The organism is Myxococcus qinghaiensis (assembly GCF_024198215.1).
Taxonomy (GTDB): Bacteria; Myxococcota; Myxococcia; order Myxococcales; family Myxococcaceae; genus Myxococcus; species Myxococcus qinghaiensis.
Genome location: NZ_JAKCFA010000003.1, coordinates 43,257 through 59,301, shown reverse-complemented (window position 1 = coordinate 59,301; position 16,045 = coordinate 43,257). Strand labels below are relative to the sequence as shown.

Here is a 16,045-nt window from a genome sequence, read left to right as displayed (position 1 = left end):
GGGCTCTGGGGAGAAAGAGGGGTGCTCACAGGGTGCTCCCCACGACGAAGAGCACGCCGGCGTACCGGGTGACGGTGGTGAGGTTCAGCTCGGTCTCGGCGCAGGCGTCAACGCACAGGCCGGTGTAGCTGGAGGCGGGCTTCGCCGTCGTCGCGGTGAAGGTGCGCAGGCGCACCACCGGCGACCAGCCTTCCTCGCCGGGGAGGGCGGAGAACAGGTACACGGGCGTCTCCGTGGCGGGCGCGCCCGTCGGCGGGCTCACCAGGACTCCGTCCATGGTCACCACATTGCCGGTTTCATCCACCTGCACGGGGCCGCCGTCCAGGTAGGCCAACTGCAGGCCGCGGTACCAGCCGCCCTGGGCGGTGAACTCGGAGCCGGTGCGCAGCGGGTTGAGCTGCGCGGAGACGTCGATGATGGCGCGCAGGGCCAGGGTCGACGTCTCCTCGGCGGCGCCCCCGAACGAGCCCTTGGTGAGCGAGGCCAGGTCCTTGATGGCGTTGCACTGCTGGGCGCCCGTGCCCGTCCAGCGCGTCACCTTCGACAGGGGCAGCACGGGGGGCGTGGTGTTGCCGGTGACGGTCAGGGGCAGCGTGGCGAAGACGGGCCACTGCACCGTCTCCGGGAAGCTGTCGGTGCGGAAGTCGTAGTCCGCCTTGCCCGTCTTGCAGCCGTCCGCGAAGTCGTACGACGTGGCCACCACCCGGCTGGCCGGCAGGAAGGGCCGTCCGGCCTCATCCACGGGCACGCCCGAGTTGGTGAGCACGCCCCGGTCGTCCTTGCGCTCGGTGGCGACCTGACCCAGGTTGTAGAAGGGCACGCTGGTGCCCTTCGCCCGGGCCGCCGCGGGCCGGTAGACGCCGCTCACGGGCCTGAACTTCGAGTCGAGGTTCGTGGCATCGATGACACCCTGGTACTTGTCACCGACCTCCTCGTTCGACTCACCACACGCCACCGCACTCAGGGCTGCAGCGAGCCCGAGTACGCACTTCATTTTTGTCTGCACGGAAAAAACCTCTGGGGATGGGACGAGGTGGCGGCCCTCTAGCACGAGTCTCAGGTCCTCAGGTATCAGTTGAGTGGCGTCCACGTGACAGCCCCTCGTTATGCTGGGACAGCACGATTACATCCTGAGGGGTCGTTCCCGGCTTGTGGTATGTGCTGACTCGGCATGTTCGCGCAGCAAACCGACCCTCCCTCCACACGAATCCTCGGCTTCGCCGCCTTCTCCATCGCCGTCCACGTCGGCGTCGTGGCGGTATTGATGTTGCTGGTGAAGCCCATCGCCCTCGAGGCGGAGCAGCCCATCGAGGTGGTGCTCAACCTCGTCAAGGCGCCGCCCCCGCCTCCTCCACCGCCTCCGCCCGCACCGAGCAGGACGACTCCGCGCCAGGTGGAGAAGAAGCCCCGCACGGAGCTCCGCCAGCCGGTGGAGATCAAACCCGTGGAGGTGGAGAAGCCCGTGGAACCGGAGCCCGAGCCCGCGACGCCGGAGCCGGAGCCCGCGGAGGAGGGTGGCGTCGAAGGCGGCGTGGCGGGCGGGGTGGCCGGTGGCGTCGTCGGAGGCGTGGTGGGGGGCGTCGTGGGTGGGACGGTGGGGGGAACGGGCCCTGCCGAGCCGGTGAAGCCCAAGAACGTGCCGCCCTTCGTCATCCAGCGTGACGTGGTGCGCCAGACGTCGCCGCGCCTGTCCGAGGTGTTCAAGCAGTCCCACCGGGGCCAGACGCTGCAGGGCATCTACAAGGTCTGCGTCTCCACCAGCGGCAGCGTGTACGAAGTGACGCCGGTGAAGTCCGTGCCGGGCGCGGACGAGGACATCATCCAGGGACTCAAGGCGGGCTGGGAGTACAAGCCCCAGAAGGTCCCCGTGTGCTTCCTCTACAACATCCCCATCACCATCCAGTAGGCGAAGAGGGCGCCCTCCAGCCCGCAGCGGGGCCTCGCGGTGCTGGAGGCGTTGCCCGGTGCGGGCTTCAGAGCTCCAGGTCGTAGGCCGCGGCGATCCGCTCGATGAGGGCCTTGACGTCGGAAGGCGTGTCGGACGCCAGCGTGACGCTCTGGAGGCCCCGCCTGGCGGGGGAGGGGTAGGAGACCGACACAGTCTGAGCGTCATGCATGAACCGCGGCGGCAGCGGCGCCAGGGGGATGGGTGCAAGACTGCTGGCGGCGATAAGCAGGGTGGTGAGTCGGTGCACGTCGGTGCCCGTCTTCTCGCCCTCCAGCGTGGTCCTGCGCTGGAAGCCGCCGTCTCCGAAGCACTCGAGCGAGAAGGACCGGGTGTTGGGCATGCCGGGTGACTTCGAGAGCGACAGGACGAGGTTGCTCGCGGAGAACACGCGGGTGCGTTCCGGGTGCTGGAGTTGCGGGAGGCCTTCGCTCAAGCGCAGCTGGACCAGCGGCGAGAAGCGGAGGAAATCCTGGAGCGAGCCTTCGACCACGTCGGTGCACGCGCCGCGCTTCCAGTCGTCGATGCCCTCCAGCCGGTAGAAGACCTGGTCGGTGTACCAGTGCTGCTCGCCGCTCCACGCGACGAGGACGCTCGTGGGTCGGGATTGAGGCTCGATGAGGGTGTCGAGGGATTGCCGGGTGTCCTCGGGGTGGCGAAGGTAGCCCTCGAGGCTCGCGGGAAGCAGCTCTCGCAGCCGCGAGGAGTCGTCCGCTGCCTGGGCCTTGAAGAACTCGCCCAGCGTCGTGTCGGGCTTCGTCTCGCGGAAGTACGGAAGGAAGACCAGCTTGGTGGCGAGCGGGTCGACGCCCTTGGGAGGCACGAGCTCGCACCGCTCGATGACGGGGTGGTGGTCCCGACGTCCCAGGCCGTGGCGCTTGCCGTCCGGGCCCACAGGGATGCCGTTGTCTGCCTTTGGGTCGCCCCGGTCGACTTCTCGATAGAGTTCAAAGCGCACGGCGGGAGTCAATCACGGAGGCTCGTCTCCGTGACAGGAGGAGCCTGACGGACTTTCCGCGCCAGGGCCTCTTCCACCCGTCCAGGTTTCGTTGACCCACTCCCCAAGGTTCGCGACTTGGGCGAGGCTCTTCGCGCACTGTCACAGCCCGTCTTCGCAGGAGAAAGCCGATGCACCGTCCCGCCGCTTCGAGGCCCTCCTTCCCGTTGACCCTGGCCACCCTGGTCCTGGCGCTCGGTGTCCTGCTCGTGGCGCCGTCCGCGTGGGCGGGAGACATGCCGGCGAAGCCCCTGAAGGCGCCCAACGTCCGGCACTTCATCCGCAAGGTCGACCAGGGCAGCACCGCCAAGGAGAAGAACAGCGTCCTCGAGACACGCGTCAATGTCAGCCGGGACGTGAAGGAGATCAACGAGGGCAAGGCCAAGAAGGGCAATGAGTCCGGGGTCATGACCTGGACCCTCAACGGTCGGACCTATGGTGACCACTCTGGCACGCTGTACCCCATTCGAGGCGCGGGGGTGCACGAGCTGAACCGCGGGGCCTTCAGGGCGCTGGGGCTCTACAACGAGTTCAAGGACACCCCCCGTGCCAGGGAGTACATGGACAAGATGAAGATCCCCGACGCTGATAGGAAGGCCGGCCTCAAGGCGCACAAGGCAGGGTGAGAGGAAAGACATGCAGCCCGAAAGTCAGGTTCTGGGATTTCTCGTCCATGGCGTCGTGAGTGAGGAGCGCCTCCTGGAGAGCCTCTCCCGCGTGCTCGGTCTCCCTCCCGGCGAGGTGACGCGCTTCGACCTCGACAGCCCCTGCCTCGCGGCGGTGCTTGTTCAGAGGGTCCTCCGGCCCGCGGGGTTCCGTACGGACCTCACGCTCTACGTCGATGCCTCCCGCGTCGGCGGAGGCTCCGGGCTCACGTCCGAGGAGGTGGCCACCCGGGTTTCGGCAGAGCTCGGAGAAGAGGTCCTCGTCTCACCTCCCGCTGACGACCCCGCTGTCCAGGTCACCTGGTTCCTCATCACGCCCGAGGGCAAGCGCTTCCGGGTCAGCGAAGTCTTGCTGGGCGATGAAGAGTACTCCGTCGATATCGACCGCGCCTCGCTCCGCCCTCTCTAGCGCGGAGCGCGGGCGGCTCATCGCCTGGGCGGTGTGAGTGCGCTCCGTCCAGGCCGTGATGAAGGTGCTTCAGCCTCCGCAGCGATTGAAGTTCTGGTCGACGTAGTACTGGCAGCAGCCCGCGTAGGCGCCCAGGCACGTCTGGGTGCCGAGCGCCTGGGTGGCCCACTGGGATGCGGTGGAGTACGAGCCCGCGCAGGCGTCACCACAGAGCGTGTTGGAGATGGAGGAGATGCTGCCGTCGATGTTGTAGCAAGTGGTGGCGTGGGCGCGGGCGTAGACGGCGCACGGCTCCTGCGGAGGCGGAGGCGTGGAGGACGTCGTGCTCCAGATGGCGCTCAGGTACACGCGGTCATTGGACTGGTCGATGCCGGCCCAGCGCGAGCGCGGCCCCGTGTCCCAGGTGACCATCATGTAGTGGCGAGCCTGGAGGGTGGTGCTGTAGTTGACCTTCCACTCGCAGCCCTCCCACGGCCAGATGCTGCAGGACTTGTACTGGGTATAGAAGTACGCGCTGGAGTCGAAGCCAGCGGCGAGTCCCACGGCGCGGAAGTACACGGTGTTGTCCTTCACGCCGCTGTAGGAGCCGTACCAGTAATCCATGAGGCAGGTGCGGCCCTGCGTCGCCGTGGTGGCGCAGAAGTTGGTCTTGAACCAGTTCTTGTCGCCCACCCAATCCCAGGTGTCATTGAGGCTGGAGGCGGAGGGGCCCCGCTCGGCGTCTCGGGGGGAGGGGCCTTCCTCCAGCGGGGCGGCGGCGGCGCGGACCGATTCCTGGGCGGCCTGCCGGGTCTGGATGATGCGGGCCATGGCGATGCGGCCCTGGGCCTGTACGAGCGCGGCGGGGACGTCGGAGCGCTTCGCGCCGGGCGCGAGGGAGAGGTAGACGTCCGCCAGCTCCTTGCCCTGGAGGCTGTCCACCTTCTCCGTCTGCATCGACTCCCGGAGGTGGACGGCATCGATGTCCATGTGGCCCGATTCCGCGACGAAGACCTCGCCCGGTTCGGACTCGATGAAGCGCACCGAGCGGGTGTCGCTCAGCTTCAGCTCATGCAGCAGGGTGCCCTGTTCGACGGGCTGGGGGACCGGGGCCTCGGTGGAGGCCGGTGCGCCGCAGGCGGCGAGGAGCAGGGCGCAGAGCGCGGAGGACAGCAGGGGCAGGGGGGACCGGTGGGTCATGTCGGGGGACTCCTGGGTCAGGGTTGCAACCCCTGAACGGGGAGCGCGAAAAGGCTTCGCTTTCGTTCCTCACGAGCAGGGCCGTCCGTTGACGCTCGCCCCCAGGGGGGGCGTGGAGACGCGGCCGAGCGCCTGCGGTGAAGTTGCGTATTCCCTTGCCACTCAGGCATATGGGTTCGCGGCATTTCGGTTTTGGATTGTTTGTCCGGGCTGGCCTCGAATCATGCACTGGAGCTGGGATTGATGATGCGCTGGAAGCGATGGGTGGTTTTGTGTCTGGGAATGCAGGGTCTGCTGTCTGGCGGGTGTTCCGGGGTGGAAGAGGACTCGCCGGAGGTCTCCCCCACGCTCACGGACGAGGCCGTGCCCCCTGCCCAGGGAAGCGAGGGCCTCCTCGTCTCGCCTGAGCTGTTCGCCCTGTCCGCGCGCTGGTCCAGGGAGTCCCTGGACACGGGCGGCGTGGGAGCCCTGGCGGTCCGTTCCCTAGACGCCCCTGCTCCCATGTCGCTGGTCGACTATGCGCGGCGCCATGCTCCCGAGCTGTTGGCGGAGGCTTCCGCAATGCCCCTTCCCTCCGTCACGAGTCGAGCGCGGAGTGCGCTGACCGTCGGCTGCACCTGTCAGGTGCTGGCGACGTTCGACAGCCCCTCCACGTCCTTCCATGTGGCCGACCCCGATGGCCATTGGTCCATGTCCTACGCGGGGGCCGCGCACGCGGGGGATATCTACAACTCCAAGAGCGGGAGCACCACGGAGACGCGAACCAATCTGGGGCAGATGTTCACCCAGTTCAAGACGCGGATGAACTGCCGGACGCCCGCTGGAGTCGCCTGCGCCGCTGGCTGCACCGCGAAGCTCTACACGGACGTGCTGTACTCCACGCTCGTGACGGCCGGCGCGGACACGGGTGGTATCTGGAACAAGGCCGCCTCGGGGCAGGTCGCGGATGGCGCCACGTTGGAATGGGCCGCGCCTTCGGGCGTGACGACGCGCCTGTTCGACAAGGGCGCGTCGGCCAACCACTGGGCCAGCAACAGCGCGTTGGATCCACAAGCCGTGTCCAACCTCGTCAAGGGCGTGCTGAAAATCACGCGGTCCATCTTCGACGCGGATTGGGATGGCGTCAGCGAGGGGCTGACCGACAGCACGGAGAAAGGGCTTTTCGCGCTGCGCAGCCACAGCGGGGCGAACGGCTCGACGTCCGTGGGCGTCATCGCCGGGTATGAGACTTTGGGCAGCCCCTTCGATGTGTCCTACGCCTCCACCGTCGAGCAGACGTATTCCCTCACGCTGAGCAGCAGCGTGAACATGCACGCGCGAGGCTATGGGGGGTGGCACCGCGCCAATGGCAACGCCGCGAGCAGTTATGGGATGGCTGCCTATGTGGACAACTTCTTCTGCGACGCCAGCGTGACGACTCCCCCGGCGCGCAGCGCCTTCTGGCGCTACGATGGCTACGGTGGGGCCTATGTCTCCGTCGACTCGCTGCGTGAGCGCGTGGGAAACTTCTTCTACCTGGCCTTCGGGGTGCGCCCGGATGTCTCCCAGCGACAGGGCGCGCTGGTCCAGGGCGCCTGTGGCGACGGCATCTGCGGGGGCCTGGAGAGCGCTAGCTCCTGCGCGATGGACTGCGTGCGATGCGGCGATGATATCTGCAGCTACGGAGAGGACGTCCAGTCGTGCCCGGGGGACTGTGGTTACTGCGGTGATTATTTCTGCAGCTCCATCGAGACCCTGGACACCTGTCCCGACGACTGCGGTTGGTGTGGTGACGGCGTCTGCGCTGGACGCGAGACGTTCCGCAACTGCGGTCAGGACTGCGGCTTCTGCGGTGACAGCTACTGCTCCTCCGACGAGCATGGCTGGTGCGTCGAGGATTGCAGCGGAGGTCCTGGCTGCATCAAGGAGCCCTGCGGCCCGAACCACCTCTGAACGGGGTCGACACATCATCCACGAGGCCGGCGCCGTCGCCTTCTCGGGCGGCGGGGCCGGCACTTCTCGGTAGCCCGGGCCCGTACGGTTCATCCTCCTTCGGTCCGGCGCGCGTCGTGCCGCTGCTGGGGGCGCAGCCGGGATGCGCGGCTCGCCGCGAAGGGGGTACTCGCGGCTGGACGCGGGAGGCATGACCGGGAACAATCCCGCTTTGGATGGTTCCCCCCGCATCACTGGAGCGCGCCGGAGTCCGAGTCTCGATTCCGCGCGGGCCCTGGGCCGTGGTGGGCGGAGCGTTGGGCCTCACCTGCCTGTTCTTCTACCGAGCCGTCTTCAGCGCGGACGTCTTCATCGCGCGAGACATGCTCCTGGTCTACGCGCCCTTGCGGCGCTACTGGGCGCAGCGCGTGTCCGAAGGCGACTTTCCGGGCTGGTATCCCTTCGACGGGCTGGGGCAGTCGTTCGCGGGCATCATGCTGTCCGCCCCCTTTCATCTGTCGCAGGTGTTGGGGCTGCTGTTCTCCACGGGCGTGGCGATGAAGCTCGCGGTGCTGGCGTGCCCGCCCCTGGCCCTGCTCGGCACCTTCGCCCTCTTGCGCCTGTATGACGTGCCACGAAGCGGGGCGTTCTTCGCGGGACTGGCCTTCGCGTTCAGCGGGCACATGGTGTCGCTCACCAACAGCCTGGCCTACCTCATGGCCGGTGCCACCTTGCCCGCCGCGCTCTGGGCCGCCGAGCGCTTCCTGCGAGCCGCCACGCCAGGGCGCGCCGCCGTCGCCGCGCTGGGGCTCGCCAGCGTGCTGCTGGCGGGTGACACCTGGAGCTATGCGTTCGCGAACGCCTTCGTGCTGCTGCTCGCGGTGACGAGCCCCGAGGCACGAGGCCCCCGCGTGCTGCGTGCGCTGGGGCTCGTGGCCCTGGGCGCGGGACTGGCCGCGCCGCAGCTGTTCGCGGGCCTGGCGGTGTTCGCACGCGGCGCTCCAGGCGCGAGCTCGCTCGAGGACGCGCAGCGCTGGTCCCTGGACCCGTGGCGCCTGCCGGAGTTCCTCCTGGGGCCGTACCTCGCCAATCCCACCGTCGAGCGCGCTGTCCCCGAGGAGTGGGTGAAACCGCTGCTGTCGACGGGCGGCTTCTCCACGCTGTGGACGGACTCGGCGCTCATCGGCGTGCCAGTGCTGGTGCTCGCGGTGACGGGGCTGCGCTTCCTTCCATGGAAGCGCTGGGCGCCGTTCGCGGTCGTCTGGGGCGTGGTGCTCGCCCTGGCGCTCGGGTCCGCCTTGCCCGTCTACGGATGGCTCTACGAGGCCCTCCCTTTGTGGCGGCCGTTCCGCTACCCCGAGAAGCTCGTGGTGCACCTGACGTGGGGCCTCGCGGTGCTCGCGGGCTTCGGATGGAAGGCCCTGGTGTCGTCCAGGGAGCGAGCGCGCTGGGCGGCTCTCGCGGCGGGGACGATTTCCGCGGGCCTCCTCGCCGTGGCCCTGGCGGAGCGTCTGGGGGCGATGTGGTCCCACGCGTTCGTGCTCGGGCGCTGGCCACGGGTGCCTCCCGAGACGCTGGCCACGCTGTCGCATGCGTTCAGCGGCGCGGCCTTCATCGCGGCGGGAGTCGCGCTGGGCTGTGCCCTGGTGCTGCCGGGGCTCGCGGGCTCGTGGTACCGGGCAGGCATGTTGATGGCGCTGCAGCTGGGCGCGGCGTTCACGCTGAACGAGCCGCTCTACATCCTCGGCTCCGAGGAGCTGCTGGACAGCCCTCCCGTGTTCGTCGACACGGTGCGCGAGTGGGCCTCGAGGACGGGAGCGTCCTCGCCCCGGGTCGCGTCCCGCATCCAGCGCTTCCGCTTGCCCCGCTTCGAGGGCTTCGAGTTCCAGGACAGCGTGGCCTTGATGGCGAGGGCCTCGTTGATGCCGGACACTCCCGCGCTGTGGGGCATCGGCGCGGCGGATGCGTATCTGCCCGCCGCGAGCTCGCGCTTGCAGCGGCTCCAGGTCCAACACCCTGGCTTCTTCACGGAGTCGCAGCCCCTCTATGGGGTGCGGTTCAGCGCGTATACGCCAACGGCCTACGAGGCACTGGCGCCCAAGCCGGGCCGCGTGGTGGCGCGCGATGACGTGTTCGAGCTGCTGCTCGTCGAGCACGCCGATGCCCTGCCCAGGTTGTTCCTGGCGAAGCCTCATTGCGTGCCGGACGAGACCGCCGCGCTCGGGCTCCTGCGAACCGCGGCCTTCAGGACGGCGGCCCAGGCAGCGGTGGAGTGCGGAGCGGCTCCCCTCCCCACGTCGGGCGCGCAGCCGCTGACAGGGCGTGTCGCCCTGGCGCATGAGACGCCCGAGCACCTCCTCGTGGATGTCGAGTCGTCCGCAGACGCGGTGCTCGTCGTCAACGATGCGTGGCAGGCGGGATGGACCGCGAGCCTGGATGGTGAGCCCGCGCAGCTGCTGCCCGCGAACGTGGCCGTGCGCGCCGTCGGCGTGCCCCAAGGCCACCACCGCATCGAGCTGCGCTATCGCGCCCCCGGTGTCCTGCCCGGGCTCATGCTCGCCGCTGTGACGCTCCTGGGGCTGGCCCTGACCGAGGGCTGGCGTCGGCGACGCGTCCACGCCGTCACGCCCATGAATCAACGCGGCGACCGTGCTCCGGCGCCTTCCGAGGCTTGAGGCCTCGATGCGCCCGCAGCCGGAATGGGGACGCACACGGAGCTGCGGACGCCGAAGTTGCGCATGTAGATGTGGTACCAGGAGCGGGCGGCCCTGCGCTCCGCATGGAACACCGCGACCTCATAGATACCCCCCGGCGTCAGCCCCAGATTGAAGGCCAGGGCGGCGTCCAGGATGAGGGAGTTCGACTCCGTGGCGTGGAGCCCACCCATGTCGACGGCGAGGCGGCGGTTGATGAATACCCAGACGTCGTCATCGCCCTGGAAGGTGAAGCGCTCGGTGCCCTTGTACTCGAACCAGAACCGCGTCTCGGTGGTGAAGCTGTAGTTGTGCCCCGGCGGGGGGGCATCCATGCCGTAGGTGCGGTGCGCCTCCGCGCCGGCGGCGACCCAGCCCAGGTTGTCCGCCGGGAAGAAGTTGGGTGCGTGGAAGATGTGCTCGCCACTCGGATACCGGATGAAGTTCAGCGTCCCGACCACGGGCTTGTTCACCAGGTCCGTGTCGAGATACCACTGGGCGAAATTCGCGGCGTTGCTCGTCGTATTGGTGGGCAGGCCCGTCTTCGCATAGGCCGGCTTGCCGAGCGCATTCAGCGTGCTCTGCACAATGCCCTTCTCCGAGCCGAGCTGGGTCACGTTCTGGAAGTCGACGTGCCCCGCCGGCAGGGCGCCCAGGGGCGGCAGGTCACGGCCTCGGAAGTCGCGGGAGACGACGGGGATGGAGAGCGGCATCTGATTGAGCGTCTGACAGGCGAAGCCCGGCTCGAGCTGGCACGTCGGTGAACACCCGTCATTGGCGACCGTGTTGCCGTCGTCACAGGCCTCGGCCGTGCTGCCAGGCAGCATCACTCCGTCGCCGCAAATGGAGGCACAGACGCCGTTGGTGCACTGGGGCTCCTTCGTGCACAGCGGCGAGCAACCGTCCCCCGTGTCGTGGTTGCCGTCGTCACACGCCTCGTCGTCCTCCAGGAAGGCATCGCCGCAGATGCTGGTGCTGCCACCGTCGAAGGCCGCGCTGGCCACCGTGCCCGCGTCCGCACCAGACGTGGACCTCCCGGGGGCGCGAGGCGGGTCGTCCTCGGAGGGAGTGTTGTCTCCGCAGGCGGCCAGGGAGAGGAACAGGGTGGCGAGCAACGTGCTCAGTGGACGCGAAGGCGCATGAGGGATGATGGGCATGGGGAGCAGGGACGTGCGTGATGAGGGGACGAAGAGGGGCTCCAGACAGCGGGAGTCGGTGAGGGGTTGTTGGGGGCCAGGCCTGAGGTCCGGCGCGACTGACCGATGATTTCTCCGCTTCGACGCACATGATGACGAGAGGGTTCCACGTCGGTTCACTCCCGCTTCGTCAGCGCCGAAGGCCGTCCTTCGCGCCATGCTCGTGCGGTCTGGGAGGACGCGGCTGCGTCTCAACGGTACGCAGCACGGCTTCCACCCAGGGCCCATGGTCCCGGTCGACCCTCCGTCACGCCTTCGGTTGATCCGCTCCCTCCGGGCTCCGACTGTCGCCCTCGCGAGGTGGCGCCTTGTCGTGTGCACGGCACGGAATGTGAAACGCGGAACAACCCTCCGCGGGCTGTCCCCCCATGGCCGCGCCCCAGGTGCCGAGCGCTCGCGTCCGTGCAGGAAACCCCTTCCACCGGGATGAAACTGGCATGCCGAAAGATGTCTACACCGTGAGTTTCTGTGGAACCGGCTGCTCACGTGACGAAGGCGAGGAGACCCGCTTCTGGGACTACAAAATCCTCGGCTTCCTGGGCAAGGAGAAGCAGTGGCTCAACAGTGACAAGAACATCTACGTGAGGGAGACGGGCTACATCCCGGTGCGGCTCCACACGGAGATCTCCACCGGCCTTCGCGACACGAAGAGCAGTGTCACCGTGCGAGGTGTCGGTGAGAATGACTGGTACAACCAGGTGGACCTCTGCGACGCCCTGGACAGCAGCCTGAGCAATGCCCCCGGGGAGCTGCGCGCGTCCGCCCGGACCTACTCGGAAGGCAATCAACGGACCCAGACCGGGCAGTTGCTGGGTTGGGCGGATGGCGCGCTCGCGCTGCACGGCGCGAGTCTCGCGGCGGCCAGCAAGGCGGAGCAATACAACTTCCTCGGGCACAGCCGCGGCGCGGTCGAGTCCATCATGGCCGCCTGGTTTCTGTATGCCTATGGGGGCCCCGCTGTCCGGAACATCCCCGTCAACATCTTCGCCATCGACCCGGTTCCGGGGCCGGGTGAGTGGTACGGAATCCAGACCCAGTTGCCGCCCAACGTCGTCAACTACGTCGGCGTCTACGCCTGGGACCACCTGACCACCGGGTTCAGCGCGCTGGTTCCGCGGCCCAATGCCCGGATGACGAAACAGCGCGCCCACGCGGAAATCGAGAGCCGGGGCGTGGGAGGGAGCTATCTGACGCTCGCGGACAACAGCCAGCTGGCGGACCCCCTGGTGCGCAGCGACCTCCCGCAGCCGGAGGGCTACACGCTCTACGCGTGTCGGGGCGGGCATGGCACCGTCGCGGGCAACTACACCTCTGACGCCCTGTACGATGCGACCAAGGTCAAGGACGAGGTCGCCGCGGTCCCCAAGCTCGTCTACAAGCTGGCCAGGGCCTACCTGACCCAATGGGACACCGTCTTTCGCACGCGCTGCCGCGTCCGGGAGAACGCCAGACACCTGAGAAAGCAAATCCATACGGCGCACACCCATTTCGATGCCCTGGCGGGTGGCGAGGCCCGGACGTCCCGGATGACGGCGAGGCCCACCGTGCGGCGCGTCTCATCCATCCTGGGACGGAACACCTGGGACCGCTACTACCTCGAGGATGTGGTGGGGACGCCCCCCTACAACCTGGCCTATCCCTGCACCATCGAGCAGTCCGGTGGCGGGTGGGTGGAATGGAGTTTCCTGTGAGCATCGACCGGGTGCTTGCCAGGGTGCATCCCCGCTACTTCACGCACCTGAGCGGGGCGAGCTATGTGCGAATCATGGATACGCCCCGCATCTGGGGGCAGCCCTTCGGCCCCGAAATCATGCCGGCGGCCAGGAAGCGCACCAAGGACTTCGAAAGAGCCCTCGTCGAAATCATCCAGAAGTCGAAGTATCGCTGCGATATCGCCTCCCTCAACAGCCCGGACCCCGCCTGGGCCAAGGTGATTCTGGGGGCCATGGATGTCGCGCTGAGCGCGAAGCAGGACAGGAAGCACCGCACGCAGTTCAGGTTCCTCTTCGGGCAGACGCCGATGATTTTCAAGGACGGCACGTCTCCCAACCTCGTCGATTTCCAGGGCGCGCTGATTCGCCTGGTGAGGGCGCGCATGGGGGCCGGCGCCTGGGAGCTGCCGCCTGAAATCTGGATGGGGAAGTTCTTCCGGCTCCAGGAAGGGCTCATGGCGGGGCTCACCGCCCGGGTGGCCTCGGTCCTTCCCAGCTGGATGGGCCTGGAGGGCGATGACGAGTTCACGAAGATGACGTGGAATCACTCGAAAATCGTCGCCTCGGATGGCACCGAGGCCCTGGTCGGTGGGCACAACCTCAACATGGACCTGTTCACCAGCTATCCGCCCGTGCACGACGTGTCTGTCGTCATGCATGGAGAGGCGGCCCTGGGCTCGCAGCGCTTCCTGGACCAGATGTGGGAATGCAGGAAGGATGTGCTGGCCAAGGAGTTCCTGGACATCGACAAGGATACGCTGTCGTGGAAGAACGGCGACGACGATGACGCGGTGACGCGCAGGCCGGAGAATCCGCTGGCCTCGCGGGAGGCCAGCGACTACCGCGTCGAGTGTTACAAGGGCTTCGCGCGGCTTCATGACGGCAGCAGCCTGGCGGAGGGCTCCCCGCGCCTCCCTCGCCCCGGCCTGGAGGTCATGGCCCCCATCTTCGAGGACTCGGTCGGGATTGGGGACATGACCGCGGAGGCCATCCGCGCGGAAGACCTCCAGACCTTCGAGGACCTGAGAACTCCTGTCTTCAAGGACAAGCAATACAGCACCTACGGGGGGCTCGGAGAGTACAGGAAGGCGACGCGGGTCCTGTCCATCGGGAAGTACTGGAATGGACCCGACATGGAGCGGAACTACCAGAAGGCGTCCGAGCTGATGAAGGAGGAGTTGATCAAGGGCGCGAAGACCCTCCTCCGGTTGTCGCAGATGGACCTGGTGAGCGCGTGGAAGAAGAAGTGGTCCTCGCACGTCGTCTGCCATTGGATCATGGAGGCGCTGCTCGCCAATCCGAAGCTGGAGGTCCAGGTCGTGGTCTCGCCCCTGGACGCGGGGGCGGGTGCGGAGGGAGACCAGTATTCGTTCGGCTCGGGTGCGTCCCGCACGTTCGAGTTGTTCCAATATTACATGTCGCACGCCGTCGACTCCGACGCCCTCCTGCCGGACGCCGACGTCCGGGTGCGTGCCTTGGAGCGGCTGCACATCGCCCCCTTCTATTTCACGGACGTCCCGAAGGATAAGACCCGGGAGGGTGACACGTACTTCTGGCCCGACCTCACGCCAGAAGGGTTCACGGCGACCTTGAAGCAGACCTCGCTGGTGGAGGACCCGCCGAGCAAGGGTGTCATCGGAAGCGCGGTGGAGTCCGTCAAGAAGGCCAGCGGCGCCGTCTTCCCCAAGGTTCCGTCCGCGCCGGGCAATCACTCCAAAATCATGATTGTCGACGACGCGTCGTATGTCGTCGGCTCCGACAATCTCTATCCAGGCTTCCTCTCCGAGTTCAACTACCTGGTGGAGGGGGCGTCCGCGGTAGGGGACCTGCTCCGGACGTACTGGACGCCGCTGTGGCACTACTCGGGGCAGCATTGCGTCAATCCCCGCTGCGCGGGTGGCTGCAAGTCGACTTCGGAGAAGGCCACTCCCTCGTCGTCCAGCCTGCCGGGGCTTGGAAAGGGGCGCATCTCGGACCTCCCGCTGAGCAGGAAGCTGGGCTCCGCTGGCCATGGCAGTCCGATTTCGCGCCCGGAGTTCTTTGGCGGCAGGAGGGAGATGCCCTTTCCGTCCGGCCTGGGGTCGGTCCGTCATAACTCGCCTTTCCGCAGCGCTTCGTTCGGGAGCCCTCAGGGGGCTCAGGGGGCGGTGAGTGCATCTCCGCCGCTCATGAACCCAGCCAACGCGGGCAAGGTCTCGCGAGTCGACCTGCGCGCGCCGGTGGACCTCGCCGAGATTCTCAGGCTGGATGCGGAGAATGCGCGCAAGGGCGTGTTGGAGCGGCAACGGCTCGCCGAGGAAGCGGCGGCGGCGAGAGCGGCCGCGGCGAAGAAAGCGGAGGCCTCGAGCTCGTCGACCTCCGTGACGACGCCTCCTCCGTCGACCTCGACCTCCTCGGGAGGGACGGGCCAGGCACCTTCTTCCTCACAGGCCTCGAGCTCGTCTGTCGATCCCGATTCCAACGGCGACAAGATAGAGGGGTCTCACTTCTACACGGACCGCCAGATTCTCAGGCTCATGGAGCACTACATCGGCCGGGCGCCGAACGTGGTCGTGCTCCCTGGCATCAACATCTACCTGCTCAATCGCATCGCACCCAACGCGTATGACGATGCCTTGAGAGGCCTGGTCGCCGACAGCCCGCCCCGCACCATCGTCCAGCCCTACAACGTCGGCGGCAACCACTGGGGGCTCATGTTCATCAAGGTGGCTCCTCCCACGGGCGGGCGCAGGGGCCAGGCGCGCGTGCTCTACATCGACCCGCTCGCTCCGGCCGCCGAGCCGACCATGCTCGGCACGTTGCGGCGCCCCTTCCCGGACCTGCTGGTGGAGCGTTGCCTCATCCGCTATCAGGATGACGTCTCCGGGAGCGCGAAGGGCGGACAACACAGTTGTGGGCCCTGGGTCGTCCATCTGGCCAGGAGGCTCGTCGAGTCGGACGGCGCCTTGCCCCGCGCCGAGGCGGGCCCTCGCCAGGCGGCGATAGCGCTCCGCGCGGAGCATCAACGGGTCCTGGATGACTTGAACAGGGACGACGATGACTTCGTCCTGGTGCCCGGGCCGCTCGCTCCGTCCAGCGGCGTCTTGCCCCGCCCCGAAGTGCCCCCACCCACGGTGGTGACGAGCGGAGGGAGCTCGGAAGCCCCCAAGAGCAAGGACAAGGCCGTCGTGAGCGAGGACGAGGACGACTTCGTCATGCTCTGACGCCCGGGGCTTGTTCGACACGCGAGGGGTGCGAGGCCTCAGCGCGCAATCACTCGCGACCTTGGAGCGCTCCTGGGCGGTGGAAGCGCCGCGAGATTTTTCCAGCCTGTTCCGAATGCGGTGACGCCGGAGCGG

Annotated in this window: 11 protein-coding genes; 7 read left to right on the top strand and 4 right to left on the bottom strand. The window is 67.7% G+C overall.

Annotated elements, in window-relative coordinates; genetic code table 11:
- Window positions 1-25 precede the first annotated feature (25 nt).
- The gene (locus LZ199_RS05360; RefSeq protein ID WP_253992564.1) at window positions 26-994 is read right to left on the bottom strand and encodes a hypothetical protein; all 969 of its coding nucleotides are present in this window, start codon (window positions 992-994) and stop codon (window positions 26-28) included.
- 177 nt (window positions 995-1,171) lie between these two features.
- On the opposite strand from LZ199_RS05360, the gene LZ199_RS05355 reads away from it, so the two are divergent.
- Complete coding sequence (locus tag LZ199_RS05355) at window positions 1,172-1,906, top strand: PaxA (RefSeq protein ID WP_253992563.1); 735 nt, start codon at window positions 1,172-1,174, stop codon at window positions 1,904-1,906.
- Window positions 1,907-1,973: 67 nt separating this feature from the next.
- On the opposite strand, the gene LZ199_RS05350 is transcribed toward LZ199_RS05355, so the two are convergent.
- Complete coding sequence (locus LZ199_RS05350) at window positions 1,974-2,903, bottom strand: hypothetical protein (RefSeq protein WP_253992562.1); 930 nt, start codon at window positions 2,901-2,903, stop codon at window positions 1,974-1,976.
- Between the two features lie 170 nt (window positions 2,904-3,073).
- Here LZ199_RS05350 and LZ199_RS05345 point away from each other — a divergent pair, with 170 nt between their 5' ends.
- Both LZ199_RS05345 and LZ199_RS05340 read left to right on the top strand, forming a co-directional pair.
- Window positions 3,074-3,568, top strand: a complete 495-nt coding sequence (locus LZ199_RS05345; RefSeq protein ID WP_253992561.1) for a hypothetical protein — start codon at window positions 3,074-3,076, stop codon at window positions 3,566-3,568.
- 10 nt (window positions 3,569-3,578) lie between these two features.
- Window positions 3,579-4,016, top strand: coding sequence for a hypothetical protein (locus LZ199_RS05340; RefSeq protein ID WP_253992560.1), 438 nt, complete (start codon window positions 3,579-3,581; stop codon window positions 4,014-4,016).
- 69 nt (window positions 4,017-4,085) lie between these two features.
- Here LZ199_RS05340 and LZ199_RS05335 read toward each other — a convergent pair whose 3' ends face one another.
- Window positions 4,086-5,195: a hypothetical protein gene (locus tag LZ199_RS05335; RefSeq protein ID WP_253992559.1), complete on the bottom strand. Its 1,110-nt coding sequence runs from the start codon at window positions 5,193-5,195 to the stop codon at window positions 4,086-4,088.
- 243 nt (window positions 5,196-5,438) lie between these two features.
- Between LZ199_RS05335 and LZ199_RS05330 the strand changes: the two genes are divergently transcribed.
- The gene (locus LZ199_RS05330; RefSeq protein ID WP_253992558.1) at window positions 5,439-7,127 is read left to right on the top strand and encodes a hypothetical protein; all 1,689 of its coding nucleotides are present in this window, start codon (window positions 5,439-5,441) and stop codon (window positions 7,125-7,127) included.
- 215 nt (window positions 7,128-7,342) lie between these two features.
- Entirely contained in the window at window positions 7,343-9,781 is a 2,439-nt protein-coding gene (locus LZ199_RS05325) for a YfhO family protein (RefSeq protein WP_253992557.1), read from the top strand.
- On the opposite strand, the gene LZ199_RS05320 is transcribed toward LZ199_RS05325, so the two are convergent.
- On the bottom strand, window positions 9,742-10,956 hold the full coding sequence (locus LZ199_RS05320) for a fibro-slime domain-containing protein (RefSeq protein ID WP_253992556.1): 1,215 nt from the start codon (window positions 10,954-10,956) through the stop codon (window positions 9,742-9,744). The two genes, LZ199_RS05325 and LZ199_RS05320, sit on opposite strands and share 40 nt — an antisense overlap.
- A 476-nt stretch (window positions 10,957-11,432) precedes the next feature.
- Here LZ199_RS05320 and LZ199_RS05315 point away from each other — a divergent pair, with 476 nt between their 5' ends.
- Window positions 11,433-12,686, top strand: a complete 1,254-nt coding sequence (locus LZ199_RS05315; protein ID WP_253992555.1) for a Tat pathway signal protein — start codon at window positions 11,433-11,435, stop codon at window positions 12,684-12,686.
- Entirely contained in the window at window positions 12,683-15,910 is a 3,228-nt protein-coding gene (locus LZ199_RS05310; RefSeq protein WP_253992554.1) for a phospholipase D-like domain-containing protein, read from the top strand. The genes LZ199_RS05315 and LZ199_RS05310 overlap by 4 nt, the downstream gene beginning before the upstream one ends.
- Window positions 15,911-16,045 lie beyond the last annotated feature (135 nt).

Coding starts and splice junctions, on each gene's coding strand:
- LZ199_RS05340 (WP_253992560.1), top strand. CDS start 3,579: ATGCAGCCCGAAAGTCAGGTTCTGGGATTTCTCGTCCATGGCGTCGTG.
- LZ199_RS05320 (WP_253992556.1), bottom strand. CDS start 10,956: ATGCCCATCATCCCTCATGCGCCTTCGCGTCCACTGAGCACGTTGCTC.
- LZ199_RS05360 (WP_253992564.1), bottom strand. CDS start 994: ATGAAGTGCGTACTCGGGCTCGCTGCAGCCCTGAGTGCGGTGGCGTGT.
- LZ199_RS05325 (WP_253992557.1), top strand. CDS start 7,343: ATGGTTCCCCCCGCATCACTGGAGCGCGCCGGAGTCCGAGTCTCGATT.
- LZ199_RS05335 (WP_253992559.1), bottom strand. CDS start 5,195: ATGACCCACCGGTCCCCCCTGCCCCTGCTGTCCTCCGCGCTCTGCGCC.
- LZ199_RS05315 (WP_253992555.1), top strand. CDS start 11,433: ATGCCGAAAGATGTCTACACCGTGAGTTTCTGTGGAACCGGCTGCTCA.
- LZ199_RS05330 (WP_253992558.1), top strand. CDS start 5,439: ATGATGCGCTGGAAGCGATGGGTGGTTTTGTGTCTGGGAATGCAGGGT.
- LZ199_RS05345 (WP_253992561.1), top strand. CDS start 3,074: ATGCACCGTCCCGCCGCTTCGAGGCCCTCCTTCCCGTTGACCCTGGCC.
- LZ199_RS05355 (WP_253992563.1), top strand. CDS start 1,172: ATGTTCGCGCAGCAAACCGACCCTCCCTCCACACGAATCCTCGGCTTC.